The sequence below is a fragment of the Novosphingobium chloroacetimidivorans genome, assembly GCF_014204535.1.
GTDB lineage: Bacteria > Pseudomonadota > Alphaproteobacteria > Sphingomonadales > Sphingomonadaceae > Novosphingobium > Novosphingobium chloroacetimidivorans.
The window spans coordinates 187,605-203,071 of sequence record NZ_JACHLR010000006.1; the positions used below are offsets into that span (position 1 = coordinate 187,605).

Genomic DNA, 15,467 nt, shown 5'->3' on the forward strand with positions numbered 1-15,467 from the left:
GACGCGCATCCTGCCGCTGGCTTACATTTTAGCGAGAGTCCCCTCCACCACCGGCGACGCTGGCGGTTCCCTTCCCCGTGCCGGGGAGGACAGCTAGGCCATGCTCTCGCGCAAGGGCTGCGGCCTTCTGGCAATCGCCGCGGTCGTGCTCACCATTGCGCTCGGCGTGTTCCTCGGCGGCTGGTACGGCTCCGGACCGCAAGCCAAGGACGGCACCTTCATCGTGCCCAACGGCGCCTCGCTCGGCACCGTGGCCGAGCGGCTGGAGGCGAAAGGAGTCATTGCCTCGGCGACCGGCTTCAAGCTGCGTGCCCGCATCTTCGGCGCCGGGCGCGACATCAAGGCAGGGGAGTTCGCGATACCCGCGCATGCCAGCATGGACCAGGTGCTTGGCATCATCACCAGCGACGACGTGATCCGCCGGTTCGTGACCGTGCCCGAGGGCATGCCCTCCATCATGGTCTACGAGCGACTGAAAGCGCAGGACCAGCTTACCGGCGATGTGCAGATGCCGGCCGAAGGCTCGGTCCTGCCCGACAGTTATGCCTTCGAGCGCGGCGAAAGCCGGCAGGCGGTGCTTCGCCGGATGCAAGCCGCGATGAGCCGCACGGTGGCCGAGCTCTGGCCCAAGCGTGCGCCGAACCTGGTGGTAAAGACCCCCGAGCAGGCGCTGACGCTCGCCTCGATCGTCGAGAAGGAAACCGGGAAGCCGAGCGAGCGGCGGATGGTGGCCGGGCTCTATTCCAACCGGCTGAAGCAGGGCATGATGCTGCAGGCCGATCCGACGATCATCTATCCGATCACCCGGGGCAAGCCGCTCGGGCGCCGTATTCTGCAGTCCGAGATCCAAGCGGTGAACGACTACAACACTTACACCATGGTCGGGCTGCCCAGGCATCCGATCACAAATCCGGGACGCGCCTCGATCGAGGCGGTGCTGCACCCGGCCGACACCAAGGCGCTCTACATGGTCGCGGACGGGACCGGCGGGCATGCTTTTGCCGACACCCTGGCCGACCACAACCGCAACGTGGCGAAGTGGTTTGCAATCCGCCGCGCGCGCGGAGAGCTCTGAGCCTGCTCGCAATGCTGCTCACAAGGCTGCTCGTGCAGGCGCATCGCTGACCGACGCGCACTGGTAGGCGCCGCGGAGCGCTACTTGGTTATTCCCGTGCGACCAACCGCGTTCGCCGTCGCACAATCGCGATCTTATATGCCCAGAAGTGAATGGAACCACGGCACGCGCCAGTGGCTATGCTCACATCCAACCGCTCCCAGCCGAAGGAGCCTACCCATGGCACTTACCGTAAACGGCGCGCCGGTTCCGGTTCCGACCGATCCGCGCGTCTCGCTCCTCGACTTGCTGCGTGAGCGGCTCGATCTCACCGGAACCAAGAAGGGCTGCAACCAGGGCGCGTGCGGGGCCTGCACCGTGCTGCTGGATGGGGAGCGCGTGCTTTCCTGCCTGACGCTCGCCGTCCAGGCGGATGGCCGTTCGGTCACCACGATCGAGGGCCTGGTCGAAGGCGCGATGCACCCGCTGCAGCAAGCCTTCATCGAGCACGACGGCTTCCAGTGCGGGTATTGCACGCCTGGCCAGATCTGCTCGGCCGTGGCGATGGTCGAGGAATGGCGCCGAGGATCGCCCAGCAATGTCACGCAAGACCTTGCCGACTCTGCGATCGAACTCACGCACGATGAGCTGCGAGAGCGGATGAGCGGCAACTTGTGCCGCTGCGGCGCGCACAACGGGATCGTCGACGCGATCGTCGCCACGTATGTCACGGAGGGCGCGCGATGATCGAGTTCACGTATGCGCGCGCAAGCGATCCCAGCCATGCCCTGCTGCTCGGCGCCGCGCAGGATGCGCGCTTCCTGGGGGGCGGCACAAACCTTGTGGACCTGATGCGCGAAACCGTCGAACGACCGCGTGAGTTGGTCGACGTGACGGGGCTGGCGTCGGGCATCGAGGAGACGGCTTCGGGCGGTCTTCGCATCGGCGCGGCGACTCGCAACACCGCACTGGCCGAGCACCCGCTGGTCCGCAGCCGCTATCCGGTGCTGTCCCGGGCCGTGCTGGCGGGCGCGTCGGCGCAGATCCGCAACATGGCGACGGTGGCCGGGAACCTGCTGCAGCGCACGCGGTGTTCGTACTTCTACGATGAGGACGGCTCGCGCTGCAACAAACGGGCGCCGGGCCAGGGCTGCGACGCTCTTGAGGGCCTGAACCGCGGGCATGCGATCCTTGGCGCATCCGACGCTTGCGTGGCGGTGCACCCTTCGGACATGTGTGTCGCGCTGGCTGTGCTCGATGCTACCGTCGAGATCGAAGGCGCAGAGGGCACGCGGCAGATTGCCTTTGCCGACTTTCACCGCCTGCCCGGCGATACGCCGCACGCCGAGACGCTGCTGCAGCCGGGCGAGCTGATCACCGCGATCGAATTGCCGCCACTGTCGAACGAGGCCCGGTCCGCCTATCGCAAGGTCCGCGATCGGTCGAGCTACGCTTTCGCGCTGGTTTCCGTCGCGGCGGTGCTGCGTCTGGAAGGCGGGACGATCGCCGAGGCGCGCGTGGCGCTGGGCGGCGTCGCCCACAAGCCCTGGCGCGCCGCCAAGGCCGAGGCGATTCTGATCGGCCAGGCGCCATCGCCGGAACTGTTCCGCCGCGCCGCCGATGCGGAACTCACCCAGGCGCGGCCGCTGCGCGACAACGGCTTCAAGATCGAACTTGCTGCCCGCACGATCACCGCCGTGCTGTCGGACATTGCCGGAGACGCCGCATGAACCCGATCGAAAGCGCGCGTCAGGCTGCGCAAGGCCTTGTGCAGGCCGCAGTGGAGAAGGCGATCCAGCTGGCGCCCGACAGCTGGGTGCCGGGCGCCTGGAACGCCCGGTCGGACGGCAGCAGCATGGGCATGTCGGCCAGCCGGTCTCACGCATCGATGGCCCGCTGAAGGTGCGCGGAGCCGCCACGTTCGCCGCCGAGTTCGCGCCGGAGAACATGGCCTACGCCGCCGTGGTCTTCGCCACGATCGCGCGCGGACGAGTCACGGCGCTGGATATCGCCGCGGCGACGGGTGCGCCCGGTGTAGTCCTGGTGCTCACACACGAGAACGCCCCGCGCCTGAAGCCGATGCCGCTGTTCATGACCGCCGGCAAGGCTGGGGGTGGCGATGACCTGCCGATCCTCCAGGACGCCGAGGTGCACTACAACGGCCAGCCGATCGCGCTGGTCCTTGCCGAGACACTGGAGCAGGCCGAGCATGCCGCCTCGCTGATCGAGGCCACCTACGAGATCGACGAGGCGGTGACCACGCTCGAAGCCGGCAAGGCGCGCGGCACGCGCACCGGCATCGCTTTCGGCCAGCCTGCGCATGTCGAGATCGGCAAGCCGGAGGACGAGCTCGCAACCGCCGCGCATCGCTTCGAAGCCACGTACACGACGCCGCGGCACAACCACAATGCCATCGAGCCACACGCCGTGACGCTCTACTGGCAGGATGGTGAGCTCTACATGCACGACGCCGTGCAGGCGGTGAACCATGTCGCCTGGAGCGTCGGCAGCGTCTTCGGCCTTGGCGAGGACAAGGTCCACGTCACCTCTCCGTATGTCGGAGGCGGCTTCGGCAGCAAGGTCTTGTGGAGCCACCAGATCCTGGCTGCCGTCGCCGCGCGCGAAGCGGGACGTCCGGTGCGACTGAGCCTGTCGCGAGAGGGTGTCTATCGCACTGTCGGGGGGCGTGCGCAGACCGAGCAGAGGGTGGCGCTGGGTGCCGATGCGCAGGGCCGCCTGCAGGCGCTGCAGCATACCGGCACGGTGATCATGAGCGCCCACAATGCGCTGCCCGAGCCGTTCATCCTGTCGGCGCAGAGCAGCTATGCGACCAAGTCCATGCTGCTCGACATCCAGGTCGCGACGCTCGACATGCTCGCCAACACCTTCATGCGCGCGCCGGGCGAGGCGGTGGGCAGCTTCGGCCTGGAATCGGCGATGGACGAGCTGGCCGAGCGGCTCGGCATCGACCCGATCGAGCTGCGCATCCGCAACGAGCCGGAGAAGGACCCGATGAAGGGCCTGCCGTTCTCCTCGCGCCAGGTAGTGTGGTGCTGGCGTACCGCCGCGGAGCGCTTCGGCTGGGACAAGCGCCAGGCGCCCGGACTGCGACGCGAGGGTGAGTGGCTGGTCGGCCTGGGTTGCGCCATGGCAGGCTACCCCTACCAGCGCATGCCGGGCGGCGCCGCGGGGATCACGCTGACCGCCGACGGACGCGCGCAAGTGAGCGTCGCCGCGCACGAGATGGGCATGGGGACATCGACCGTACATACGCAAGTCGCGGCCGATCGGCTGGCGCTGCCGATGGACGCGATCGAATTCCGCTACGGCGACAATGCGCTGCCCGGCGTGGTGCTGGCGGGCGGCTCGCAGCAGACCGCATCGGTCGGCAGCGCGATCATCGTCGCCACGCGTGAGCTGGTGAAGGAACTGCTGCAACTTGCCGGCAACGCCTCGCCGCTGGCAGGTCTCTCGGCCGATGAAGTCGGCACCACGCATGGCGGTTTGGCGAGCCTGGCCGATCCGCAGCGCTACGAAAGCTACGCCTCGATCCTGAGCCGGGCCGGGCGCTTCGAGTTGTCGGTGGTGGGGCAAGCGCCGATGCCGGGCGAAGGCATGCACTGGTCGATGCATTCGCACGGCGCGATCTTCGTGGAGGCGCGGGTCAATGCCGTGACGGGCGAAGTGCGGGTGCCGCGCCTCACCGGCGCTTACGATTGCGGTCGCATCCTCAATCCCAAGACGGCCACCAGCCAGTTGCGCGGGGGTATCATCATGGGCCTGGGCGCGGCCCTGATGGAGGAGACGCAGGTCGATCCGCGCAACGGCCGGATCATGAATGCCAGCCTGTCGGAGTACCACCTGCCCGTGCACCTCGACGTGCCGGACATCGAGGTCATCTTCAGCGACATTCCCGATCCGGTGTCGCCCATGGGCGCGCGCGGTATCGGTGAGATCGGGATCACCGGGGTGTCGGCGGCGGTGGCGAATGCGGTCTACAACGCCACGGGCAAGCGCGTACGCGATCTGCCGATCACGCTCGACAAGCTGCTGTAGCAAGAGGTCGTTCCGGGCTCGACCAGGGACGGTTCCGCACGGGACGAAGCGTGGCGTGAGCGCGCAACTCGGGAACTTCTTCAGGCAAGCCCCATCGCCAGCACGGCATCCCGAAAAATCCAGAAGCCGGAACAGGGCGCCCCGGACATGGCGATGGCGCCGCATGGCTTGGGCTGTCGTGAGCGGCTTCTTGCCGATGCGTCGCCGGAACGGCATAAGGCTCGCGCATGACCACGGTGAAGCGACAACGCCGCCAGATCGACAAGGACGATGCGCGCAGCACGGAGACGCGCATCCTGGATGCGGCCAGGACGACTTTTTCCAGCAAGGGCTTCTTTCCGACATCCGTCGAGGAGATCGCCGAAGGCGCCCAAGTCAGCCGGGCCACGGTCTATCTCTATTACCGCAGCAAGGAGGAGATCCTGTTCGGACTGATGCGCGAGGATCTCGAACATCAACTCGACCGTTACCGTGCCTTGGCCGGCATGCCACGGCTTTCGCTCACCGCCGTGAAGACCTGGCTGCGTGAGTTCCGCGCTGCGATGGATGAGCGCAGGACCTCGCTCAATCTGTTCTGGGTCGGCGCCAGCATCGATCCGCAGTGGTCCGAACCTGTCCGCGATCACCGCGAAAGCATCATCGCCATCCTCGGCGAGCGCTACCCCGGCTTTTCGCTCGAGGGTCTGAGCGGCGCGACACGCGAGACCAAGCGGACGCGCTGCTACCTCACGATCCTGCTGATCGAGAGCGTCGTGTGCTTCGCCGAGCCGATGAGTGCGGCAAAACTGCCGGTCGGTATCGACGTACTGGGGCGCGGCCTGCTCAACTTCTTCGAGACGGGCGAGATCAGCATCGCCTGAGCCGCGCGCCCCGCATGTTCGTCGATGATGCCTTTATCTGTAAGCGGGCTATGTGAGCATGGCACACAGGCCATGGCCGCCGCTCATAGCGGACAAGGTCGATGCGCGATGCAGGGGACACTGCGTACGCGAAAGCAGCTAGGTGCGGTCATCCGAATGGGTTGTTAGACGGCGGCTTCTTCGCCCACGGCGTGGCCGATAGCGCCCCGCAAGCTGCGCCCGCGTCACCGGCGAGACGTTGCTCGCCGATACCGCGGCCTCACCGAAGCTCAAGCCATTGCGTATATGCGCTGCAACTCGCTCTCGGATGCGACGTGCCCCGGCTTTTCGGTGCCTGCGATCGTCGTGCGGTGCATGACTCGGCCCTCGTCCGTGTAGGGCACGACCCTGTGCATCACGCCCTGGTTGTTCCAGATGACGAGATCGCCTGGCGTCCAGTGGTGCGTGTAGACCAGGTCGGGCTGCGCGGCCCACTGCTGCAAGCGGGTGAGGAGTGCGCGTCCGTGGGCGCCGGGCATTCCGACGATGCCGTCGGCGTGCGTACCCAGCAGCAGCGACTTGCGCCCATCCTCATGCGTCCACACCAGCGGCTGTTCCATGACCGCCGCCAGGCTTCGGTACCGCTCGATGCGTTCTTGCGTGGGGGTGCCGTGGACCGGACGCACCGCCGCTTCCACCGTGTGGATCACCCGCAGGTTCTCCAGTTCCTCTTTCTCGCGCTCTGGCAGCAACTCGTATGCGGCGTAGAGGTTGGCAAACTCGGTGGCGCCGCCGCTATCGGACAGCCTGCGTGCTGAGAGCACCGTCGCCTTAGGCAGGGGCTGGTCGATGGTGATCCCATCGATGTGCCAGAAGAAGGTGCCGAGCACATAGTCCGGCTCGGAGTTCAGCTTACGGTCGAGCGTGATCTTGTAGACGTCCGGCGTGTCGGCGTCCGAACCGGGGATCTTGCGGGTGAAGTTCACGCGATCGCCAAGCCGGTCGGTAAAGGCAAGCTGCAACTCGTCGCTGGCATGCAGGTGCGGGAAGACCAGGACACCGCGATGTTCCAGCTCGTGCCGAACGGTCTCGATCGTCTCGTCATCCAGCAGATGGTCGCTGTCGACGTGGATGATGCCGCCGATGCTCGGCTTTGCGGGTTGGACGGTCAGGCTCATCTCCGGTCTCCATTCTTGTTGTGCTGTGCAGGTGTACAGCACTTGTCCGACCACTGGCAATGGAGAGCGGGAGTGACAGTCGGCAGGTGCGCCCGTCAGTCGGTCGCATCATCAGGCCGGCGCTCCCAGCCGTGGCTTTCGATGATCCCGGATGCGACGGGCCGGCCGGCGGCATCGCGCGAAGGACGGAAACGGAATCGCTCGGTGATCAGGCGGCATGTCTGCGCGTCCAGCTCGGCAATGCCGCTCGACTGGGTGACGTGGCAATCGCTCACCCGGCCATCGATGTTGACGACATAGCGCAGCTCCAGTTCGCCACCTTGGTGCGCGTCGCGCAAGGCCTTCGGCAGATCCGACCAGTAGAGTTTGCCGCGGATCTGTACGGGCCGGGTCACGGCATCGCCCATGCCATCGCCATCACCGCCATCGCCTCCGCCGCCCGTGCCGTTTCCGGTGCCGCCGGCGCCCTCGCCGGGGCCTACCCTGTCAGAGGCACCGGTATTCGCGGCATCGCCGATCCCCGGCTTCGGCGCGGCGATGATCGGCGGCGGTGGCCGCAGCGGCGGCAGCACCGGTGCGAAAACGGGGCTCGCCTGATTGCGCAGGTTCTGAGGGGAAGCTTCGTTCCTGGGGCGAGAGGCTTGCGCCTTCTCCGCCTGCCTCTGCGTGGGCCTGGGTCGCTCTTTCGGTGGGGGCGTCGGCGACGGCTCGGGCCGGGCAGGGGTGAGGGCAACCAGTGTCTCGCTGACCTTGTTCACCAGCGGCGCGCCGGAGGACAGGCCGAACACCAGCGCAGCGGCGCCGATCCCGACGATTATGCCGGAGGCAAGGGCGGACAAGGTCCGGCGGCGAAGCGACACTGCGTACAAGGCTCATCATCCGAATTGCTGCACGAAGGGTGGCATGCTCGTGCTCGCCAGAGCCTGAACGATCCTGAGGGCGCGAGGCTGCTGGCAGCTATTCGGCCTCGTCGATCACGCCCGCGCCGGCTCGCCGTAGTCGATTTTTCGAGCGACTATCGCCGACGAATGGTCAGGTCCGAAGAGCCGCTCGCTTCCCTTTTCGCCATTGTTTGCCAGAACTTGCTCCTGATTGCCGGGTCGATGCATCGATATGTCCACAAGCAACGAACGACATTAGACTTGCCTTCGGCGCTCTTGTGGCGTGATCACACGCAAGTGCGTCGCCGAGTCGTATTGCGACAAGCTGAGTTCCAGATGCGGAACCAACCAAAGAAAATTCCGTTTAGCCGGTCAGGTACGCATCTGGAGTTTAGTAGTATGACCCTTATTCTCATCCTGATTGTCGGTGGTATCATCGGCTGGCTCGCAAGCATTCTCATGCGCACGGACGGCCAGCAGGGGATTTTTCTCAACATCGTGGTCGGCGTCATCGGCGCGCTGATCGCAGGTGTGGTCATCACTCCGCTTATCGGCGGCGCGCCGATCACCAGTGGTTCGTTCGACATCATGTCGCTGTTCGCCTCTTTCCTGGGCGCGGTGATCCTGCTGGCGATCGTCAATCTGTTCCGTCGCGGTTCGATCCGCTAAGCTCCGCGATGGACGTTCGTCTAAGTAACAGGGTAAAGGAGCTTTCCCAATGAAACTGATCACCATGCCGCGTCTCGCCGTTCTTGCTGTCGCTGGCGCCGCGCTGAGCCTCTCGGCTTGCAACAACAAGGCCGACGACGCGACCGAAGCCGCTGCCGATCAGGTCGAAGCTTCGGCTGACGCCACTGCTGACGCGATCGACGCTGCGGCCGATCAGATGGGCGGCGCTTCGGAAGAAGCTATGCAGGACCAGGCTGATGCCGTGCGCGCCACCGGTGAAGCCAAGGCCGACGCTCTCGAAGAGAAGGCGGACGCCGAAGCGGGTCACCCGTAAGGCTCTCGTATCTGTGCGGCGCTCGCGCCGCTCGGATCACGCATGGGGGACGGCGAGCGATCGCCGTCCCTTTCCGTGTGCGCCGACCAGACACCTGCGCGGCGCGGCCGATCTCACCCTGCGCTTGCTTGCGACGGACACTTGTGCGACGCGCAGAGCAGGAGCCGCTTTGCTCATGTCGCGTCGCGATGCGACGACTTGTGGCTAATCGGGAACTCTCGCTTGAATTGTCGCCTCGGACGTCAAACATACGCCGCGAGCCATTCGGCTTGGTCTTGCCTTCCCTCCAGGGCGTGGCGAGACTTCGCACCGCCTGATTTGCAATCCACAACAGGAAAGTTGCCATGACCATTCCGCTGATGCCGCTGCCTTACAGCCACGACGCTCTCGAGCCCCATATCTCGAGCACCACGCTCGAAGTGCACCACGGCGCCCACCACAAGACCTACGTCGACAAGCTGAACGCGGCGATCGCCGGCACCGAGGACGAGGGCAAGCCGCTCGAGGACATCATCCGCGGCGCGAGCGGGCCCAAGTTCAACAACTCGGCCCAGACCTGGAACCACGGCTTCTACTGGCACTCGCTCGCGCCTGAGAAGAGCGAGCCGAGCGAGGCTCTCGCCGCCGCCATCCAGCGCGATTTCGGCTCGATGGACGCGCTGCTCGAAGCGCTGACCAATGAGGCCGTGAACCACTTCTCGAACGGCTGGGCCTGGCTGGTCGTCAAGGGCGGCAAGCTGGCCGTCATCTCGACGCATGATGCCGCCACCGGCCTGCTTGAGAGCGACAATCCGCTGCTGACTGTCGACGTGTGGGAGCATGCCTACTACATCGACCAGAAGAACAAGCGCCCGGCTTACGTTCAGGCCGTGCTGGGCAACATCATCAATTGGAAGTTCGCTTCGGAGAATTTCGACCGTGGCACCCCCTGGGTCTATCCCAGCTGATCGGGTGAACTCCTGAGCAAAAAAAGGCCCCGCTCTCTTCCGAGAGCGGGGCCTTTTCGTATTTGCGGCCTCAGCCGATGCGGCGGCGAGGGCGGGTGGGCTGGTCGGTGGCTTCCACCGCCGCTCGACGGCTGCGTCCGCGCACCGTGGCGTTGCGCTTGGCCAACGCTTGCGGATCCGGTTCGGCATCGAGCAAGCGATTCAGTTCCGCGCGAGCGCGGGCGACGCGGCTCTTCATCGTGCCAACCGCGCAGTCGGCGATCTCGGCCGCTTCCTCGTAGGTGAACCCGCCAGCCCCCACCAGCATCACCGCTTCGCGGCGTTCCGGGGCGAGTTGCTGCAAGGCCGCATCCATGTCGGACAAATGGATGCCGCCTTCCTGGTCCGCGTCCATGACGAGCATGCGCTCGGCCACGCCTTCATCGAGGTCGGTCTGCCTTCGATTGCGTCGCAGTTCGCTCAGATAATGGTTGCGCAGAATCGCGAAGGTCCATGCGCGCATGTTGGTGCCCGGCGTATAGCGCTCGCGCGCAGTCCAGGCCTTGATCGCGGCCTCCTGCGCCAGATCGTCGGCGTAATCGGGGCGACCGGACAGACCGCGGGCGAATGCGCGCAAGTGGGGCAGGGTGCCCAGCAACTCTTTCCGGAACGCCTCGTCGGCCTTGTTCTCCGCCGTATCGCGGTCAGCCTTCATCGCTCTCGTCCAGCTTCTTGAGAATATCATCGAAGCTGTCCGGGAGAGGCTCGTCGACAACGGAATTGTACAGTTTTCTCAATCCTGCGGCCCAGCCCGGCTCACCATCCTTGCGGATAGCCGGCGGCGGACCAGGCATCGACCCGGGCTCCCCTTGTCCTTTCGGGTGAGACAACACGAACTCCCTTTCACGCGGACGTCTGCAAGACGTGGCAGAGCGGTCAAGCTTCAGCGCCAGATCGGCGTTTGTCACAGGAACAATTGATACTTGCCATGGTTCCCCTATGGCGAACACTTGTCAGCGCACACCAGCGCGGCCAATCGTGTGGCCGCGGCGGGTTGCCCAGCGCTCGCGAGATTAGATGAGGAACCGTTTCGCGCGTGGTTGACGACACTCTGCTCGATCGCGTCGAGAAGCAGGCGTGGTTCCACCGCTATCCGCGTGGATGGCCATTGTTGCTGTTCATCATCGCCAGCATCGGCACGGCCGTCAGCGTCATGGCGATCGAGCGTTCCGACGAGCAGCGCCGCGAGGTTGAGCTTGACCGCAACCTGACGGAGATCGCCTCCGCCCTCCAGCGCCGCGCCACGGAGAACATCGCGCTGCTGCGAGCCGGCTCGGCCCTTTTCGCCATGCAGCCCGAGGTGACGCAGGATCAGATTTCCGAGTTCTCGTCCGACCTGAAGGCCAGCGGCAATCTTTACGGCTCGCTCGGGCTTGGTTGGGCGCCCTTGCTGCGGGTGACCAACACTCCGGCCTTCGAACTGGCCAAGCGTGAAGGCGGCGATCCGGATTTCCACATCTGGCCCGATCCGTTTGCAGTCAGTACCAACGGAGGGACGGAGCGCGAGTTTTCGGCACCGGTGGTCTACCTGGAGCCGATGACGCGCAGCAACCAGCGTGCGATCGGCTACGATATGTATTCCGATCCCGTACGGCGCGAGGCGATGGAGCTTGCCATGGACACCGGCAAGCCGGTCACGTCCGGCAAGATACAGCTCGTGCAGGATCGCGGAACCAGGGCATCGGGGTTCCTGATCTACATGCCGGTCCTGGATCTGCGCCGGCGCAGCGCGGTGAAGGGCTTTGTCTACAGCCCGTTCCGCGCCGACGACTTCCTGGCGAGTGCGGCCGAACTGTATCGCAACGATGGGATCGAGGTCAGCGTCTACGACCAGTCTATCGGACCGGAGAACCTTCTGGCCCAACGGCGCGCCTCGGGGACGACGGGTGCTGCGATGGAGCGCCGCATCGACGTCGGCAACCACACCTGGGTCATCCGCGTCAGCGACAAGCAGACCGGCACGCTATCGACCACCGCACGCGTGACTCTGTTCTTCGGGGTCATCACGTCGCTGATGGTCATGGCGATCGGACGGCTGATCACCCGCCGCGCCGCCGAGGACCGGCGCGTCCTCGAATGGCTCAGCCGACAGTCGGCGATCCGCAATTCGCTGACCCGCGAACTCAATCACCGCGTCAAGAACACGCTGGCCAACGTCCTCTCGATCGCGGCGCTCACGCGACGTCGCTCGGTCGATATCGACGAGTTTACCGAGAGCCTGACCTCGCGCATTCGGGCCTTGTCGGCCACGCACGATCTGCTTTCGCAATCCGACTGGAGCAACGCGCCCCTTGGCGAAATCGTGCGATCCGAGCTTGCGCCTTACATGGAGGGCAACGAGTCCCACGTCGTCATGAACGGGCCCGAGATCAAGCTGGCGCCGAACGACGCCATGTCGCTCGGGCTGGCAATCCACGAACTCGCGACCAACGCAGCCAAATACGGCGCCTTGAGTACGACCAGCGGGCGTATTCACGTGAACTGGTCGCTGGCCGGACCCGAGCAGGCGGAGATCCACTGGCGCGAGGAGGGTGGCCCACCCGTTCGTGAGCCTAGCAAGCGCGGCTTCGGGCGCGACCTGATCGAAAAGATCGTCGCGCACGAGCTGCGCTCGCAGGTGGATCTGCAATTCCTGCCCGGTGGCGTGGAGTGCCGCCTAATGGTGCCCGTGCGCGTCAGCCGCGAGTTCTCCTTGCGGAGCGATCCGCGGCGCTGAAGCCAACGGCAGGTCTATATAGCACTGAGCGGCCCATACTCGCATGGATCAGCGGGGATGCGCGTAGATTCGCGACTTGCCGGTCATCTCATCCGCATACGAGAACGCCCCTCCCGAATGGTTCGGCAAGGGGCGTCACGTGTTAACGGTGGCGCTCGATGGCGCCGGCTTGTCAATTGAGCGGGCGGCTCGATCCGAAGAACAGCGCCTGGCTGATCGAGGCCCGGACGGTGGCCTCCTGGAACGGCTTGGTCACCAGGTACGTCGGCTCCGGCCGCTCGCCCGTGAGCAGGCGTTCAGGGTAGGCGGTGATGAAGATGACCGGAACGTCGCCGAACTGAAGCAGATCCTCCACCGCGTCGATGCCCGAGCTGCCGTCAGCAAGCTGGATGTCGGCGAGCACGAGGCCGGCCGGGTGCTTGCGGAACAGCTCCAGCGCCTGCGTGCGGGTCGCGGCAGTGCCGACGACGTTATGTCCGAGTTCGGAAACGAGGCCTTCCAGCTGCATCGAGATCAGCGGTTCGTCCTCTATGATAAGGACATCGGTTGTGCTCTCGCTTTCGATCTCCTCGATCGCCTGGCGCACGAGCGTGTCCACTTCGGGCGTGTCGATGCCGAGGATGTCGGCACAGTCCTCGCGCGAGAACTCCTCCACCGTGGTCAGGAGCAGCGCCTGGCGATGCGTGGGTGCGATGTTCGACAGCTTGGCATGGGCCGCCTGTTCATGCAGGCCATCGCCGATGTCGGCGCCAACGGGCTCGTCTACATGCGAGGTCGACCAGATCCGGGTGAAGGCGCCATAGAGCGCTGCACGGCTGCGTGCGATGTCTGACCGCAGCGACTGATCGGCCAGAGCTGCCTCCAACGTGGCGCGGACGTAGGCGTCACCCGAATGCTGCGAACCCGTCAGCGCGCGGGCATAACGGCGCAGATAGGGAAGCTGGACGCTGATCTGGTCGGAGACGGACATGCTCATTCCTTGCATGGAGTTGGCGCGGTTTACGTTCTATCTGAACCGGTTCGGCAGCCAAGCTCGAAACCTAGCACGGTTCGACTGCGTGGCAAACCAAGTTTGGGTGACTAGCCCTCAGGGCCGGGGATGGGTCGAATGGGCAGGCGCCTGACATCGTGCGCTCATATGGCCGCCCATTCACAAGGCGCAATGTGGCCATGTCATAATTTTTCGAGCTTCTCATCGATGTGGGGAACTCTTTCCGGGCCAAGTTGTTTCACTGGTATCACCACTGGCCCTCCCACCCCCCCCGCAACCGGTGGTGATCCGATCCCGAGGCCCTCGTCTACCCGGACGAGGGCCTCATTTCATTTGAGCTCGCCGGCGCCGGGTCTTGGCGCTGGTCCGATGCCCGGCTGTTCGGGTGTACGTCTCTTTCCGGATGTGCGTCGGAATGCACGGTATGTCGGGTGTTCAGTCCTCGCCTCGGGAACATTGCGATGAAGTTGTGTGCTTCAGGAACCATTTCGCGTCGAGTTACGTTCAGAAGTCTACAGAGGCAGTTGGAGGGAAGCATATGACGGTAGCAACCGAGATCGAGGTTGAGCCCACCCGGTCGCTGAGCGATCGAGATTTCAAGCGAGCCTTGACCGAAGTCGCGCCTCATCTCCGTGCCTTTGCCCGTGGCCTCTGTGGCTGCCGCGATCGCGCCGACGATCTCGCACAAGAGGCCATGCTGCGCGCTTGGGCTGCCCGCGAGCGTTATGCGGCCGGTACCAACTTCAAGGCGTGGACCTTCACGATCCTGCGCAACCACTTCTATAGCGAGGCACGTCGCGCGCGCTTCCATGGCGAATACGACGAATTGGCTGCCGAGCGTATCCTGCGCGCACCTGCCAGCCAGGAGAGCGCAATCGAACTGGGCGATGTGCTGCGCGCGCTGACGGCCATTCCCGATACCTATCGCGAAGCGCTGATCCTTGTTGCGGCGGGCAATCTCTCGTACGAAGAAATCGCCGACATCTGCGGGATCGCCTTGGGCACGGTTAAGAGCCGGATTTGCCGTGCGCGTTCGATGCTGAGCAAGGTGATCGAATCCGGCCAGCTTCCCGATTTCCGGCACAACTTCGTGCTCACCGGCGAAGCGATCGACGCTTTCTTCAACGAACTGGCGAAGATCGCAAATAATGACGAGCAGCGTCTGCTCGCCGCTGCCTGACACGATCGAACTGGTGGGAACGTCGGGTGTGAGTGCTGCACGGGTCGTGATCGTCGAGGACGAGTTCCTCGTCGCCCTTCAGCTCGAGGATATCATTCTCGACTGCGGGTATGAGGTTGTTGCGACTGTGCCCGACATGGCATCGTGCTCCGCGATCTGTGATGCACCCGCCGTCGCCCTGGTCGACCTCAATCTGCGCGACGGTCCCACCGGCCCCTTGATCGCCAAAATGCTGTCCGAGCGTTACGGCACTCGGATCATCTATGTGACCGCCAATTCCGGGCAGATCGGCGATCCTGCCGAGACTGCCCTGGGCGTCGTGCACAAGCCATTTTCACGCGCGGCGATCGAAGACGCGATTGCATATGCGCTGGATGAAACGCGGACCCTTCGCCGTCCGTTCGAGCTTCAGCAGATCGAGCAGGTCGCTTTCGCGCGCGTCGCCTGAAGGGACGTTGCCTGGAGACGCTTGGGTGCGCTTCTGACAGCTAGAGCAGTTTGAGGTTGCACGGATTCACGAGTTCTGATTCGAGGATGCTGATTGAGCATCGAGGCTGTGATGACGGCACCATTGTCCCAGGAT

At 64.9% G+C, this 15,467-nt stretch carries 17 protein-coding genes; 12 read left to right on the plus strand and 5 right to left on the minus strand.

Going from position 1 to position 15,467, the window contains the following annotated elements:
• The first annotated feature begins 100 nt into the window (after nt 1-100).
• The 6 genes from mltG to HNO88_RS09340 all read left to right on the plus strand — a co-directional run bounded on the left by mltG (nt 101) and on the right by HNO88_RS09340 (nt 5,970).
• On the plus strand, nt 101-1,075 hold the full coding sequence (gene mltG / locus HNO88_RS09320; protein WP_184244365.1) for an endolytic transglycosylase MltG: 975 nt from the start codon (nt 101-103) through the stop codon (nt 1,073-1,075).
• Between the two features lie 219 nt (nt 1,076-1,294).
• Nucleotides 1,295-1,801, plus strand: a complete 507-nt coding sequence (locus tag HNO88_RS09325) for a 2Fe-2S iron-sulfur cluster-binding protein (protein ID WP_184244367.1) — start codon at nt 1,295-1,297, stop codon at nt 1,799-1,801.
• Nucleotides 1,798-2,784 carry an FAD binding domain-containing protein gene (locus HNO88_RS09330; protein ID WP_184244369.1) on the plus strand — a complete coding sequence of 329 codons (987 nt, stop codon included), beginning with the start codon at nt 1,798-1,800 and terminating at the stop codon, nt 2,782-2,784. The genes HNO88_RS09325 and HNO88_RS09330 overlap by 4 nt, the downstream gene beginning before the upstream one ends.
• The gene (locus tag HNO88_RS22265) at nt 2,781-2,954 is read left to right on the plus strand and encodes a hypothetical protein (protein ID WP_246381428.1); all 174 of its coding nucleotides are present in this window, start codon (nt 2,781-2,783) and stop codon (nt 2,952-2,954) included. Before HNO88_RS09330 ends, HNO88_RS22265 begins: the two co-directional genes overlap by 4 nt.
• A gap of 2 nt (nt 2,955-2,956) precedes the next feature.
• Nucleotides 2,957-5,110, plus strand: coding sequence for a xanthine dehydrogenase family protein molybdopterin-binding subunit (locus HNO88_RS09335; RefSeq protein WP_312857033.1), 2,154 nt, complete (start codon nt 2,957-2,959; stop codon nt 5,108-5,110).
• Between the two features lie 227 nt (nt 5,111-5,337).
• Nucleotides 5,338-5,970, plus strand: coding sequence for a TetR/AcrR family transcriptional regulator (locus tag HNO88_RS09340; protein ID WP_184244371.1), 633 nt, complete (start codon nt 5,338-5,340; stop codon nt 5,968-5,970).
• A 269-nt stretch (nt 5,971-6,239) separates the two neighbouring features.
• Here HNO88_RS09340 and HNO88_RS09345 read toward each other — a convergent pair whose 3' ends face one another.
• On the minus strand, nt 6,240-7,127 hold the full coding sequence (locus tag HNO88_RS09345; protein ID WP_184244373.1) for a TauD/TfdA dioxygenase family protein: 888 nt from the start codon (nt 7,125-7,127) through the stop codon (nt 6,240-6,242).
• A gap of 95 nt (nt 7,128-7,222) precedes the next feature.
• Nucleotides 7,223-7,987 (minus strand): energy transducer TonB, encoded by a 765-nt coding sequence (locus HNO88_RS09350; RefSeq protein WP_312857034.1) that lies wholly within the window; start codon nt 7,985-7,987, stop codon nt 7,223-7,225.
• Between the two features lie 420 nt (nt 7,988-8,407).
• Between HNO88_RS09350 and HNO88_RS09355 the strand changes: the two genes are divergently transcribed.
• The 3 genes from HNO88_RS09355 to HNO88_RS09365 all read left to right on the plus strand — a co-directional run bounded on the left by HNO88_RS09355 (nt 8,408) and on the right by HNO88_RS09365 (nt 9,958).
• The gene (locus HNO88_RS09355) at nt 8,408-8,677 is read left to right on the plus strand and encodes a GlsB/YeaQ/YmgE family stress response membrane protein (protein WP_159874020.1); all 270 of its coding nucleotides are present in this window, start codon (nt 8,408-8,410) and stop codon (nt 8,675-8,677) included.
• Between the two features lie 49 nt (nt 8,678-8,726).
• Entirely contained in the window at nt 8,727-9,011 is a 285-nt protein-coding gene (locus HNO88_RS09360) for a hypothetical protein (protein WP_184244377.1), read from the plus strand.
• 344 nt (nt 9,012-9,355) lie between these two features.
• A complete protein-coding gene (locus HNO88_RS09365; protein ID WP_184244379.1) occupies nt 9,356-9,958 on the plus strand; it encodes a superoxide dismutase in 603 nt (200 codons plus the stop codon).
• Between the two features lie 70 nt (nt 9,959-10,028).
• Here the strand turns inward: HNO88_RS09365 and HNO88_RS09370 are convergent, their stop codons facing one another.
• Nucleotides 10,029-10,652 (minus strand): sigma-70 family RNA polymerase sigma factor, encoded by a 624-nt coding sequence (locus HNO88_RS09370; RefSeq protein ID WP_184244381.1) that lies wholly within the window; start codon nt 10,650-10,652, stop codon nt 10,029-10,031.
• Nucleotides 10,642-10,791 (minus strand): NepR family anti-sigma factor, encoded by a 150-nt coding sequence (locus HNO88_RS09375; protein ID WP_184244382.1) that lies wholly within the window; start codon nt 10,789-10,791, stop codon nt 10,642-10,644. The genes HNO88_RS09370 and HNO88_RS09375 overlap by 11 nt, the downstream gene beginning before the upstream one ends.
• Nucleotides 10,792-11,033: 242 nt before the next feature.
• Between HNO88_RS09375 and HNO88_RS09380 the strand changes: the two genes are divergently transcribed.
• Complete coding sequence (locus HNO88_RS09380) at nt 11,034-12,713, plus strand: CHASE domain-containing protein (RefSeq protein WP_184244385.1); 1,680 nt, start codon at nt 11,034-11,036, stop codon at nt 12,711-12,713.
• Nucleotides 12,714-12,885: 172 nt separating this feature from the next.
• On the opposite strand, the gene HNO88_RS09385 is transcribed toward HNO88_RS09380, so the two are convergent.
• The gene (locus tag HNO88_RS09385) at nt 12,886-13,683 is read right to left on the minus strand and encodes a response regulator (RefSeq protein ID WP_184244387.1); all 798 of its coding nucleotides are present in this window, start codon (nt 13,681-13,683) and stop codon (nt 12,886-12,888) included.
• A gap of 559 nt (nt 13,684-14,242) precedes the next feature.
• Here HNO88_RS09385 and HNO88_RS09390 point away from each other — a divergent pair.
• Nucleotides 14,243-14,884 carry a sigma-70 family RNA polymerase sigma factor gene (locus HNO88_RS09390; RefSeq protein WP_184244422.1) on the plus strand — a complete coding sequence of 214 codons (642 nt, stop codon included), beginning with the start codon at nt 14,243-14,245 and terminating at the stop codon, nt 14,882-14,884.
• Nucleotides 14,885-14,930: 46 nt separating this feature from the next.
• Complete coding sequence (locus HNO88_RS09395) at nt 14,931-15,332, plus strand: response regulator (protein WP_312857035.1); 402 nt, start codon at nt 14,931-14,933, stop codon at nt 15,330-15,332.
• Nucleotides 15,333-15,467: the final 135 nt, after the last annotated feature.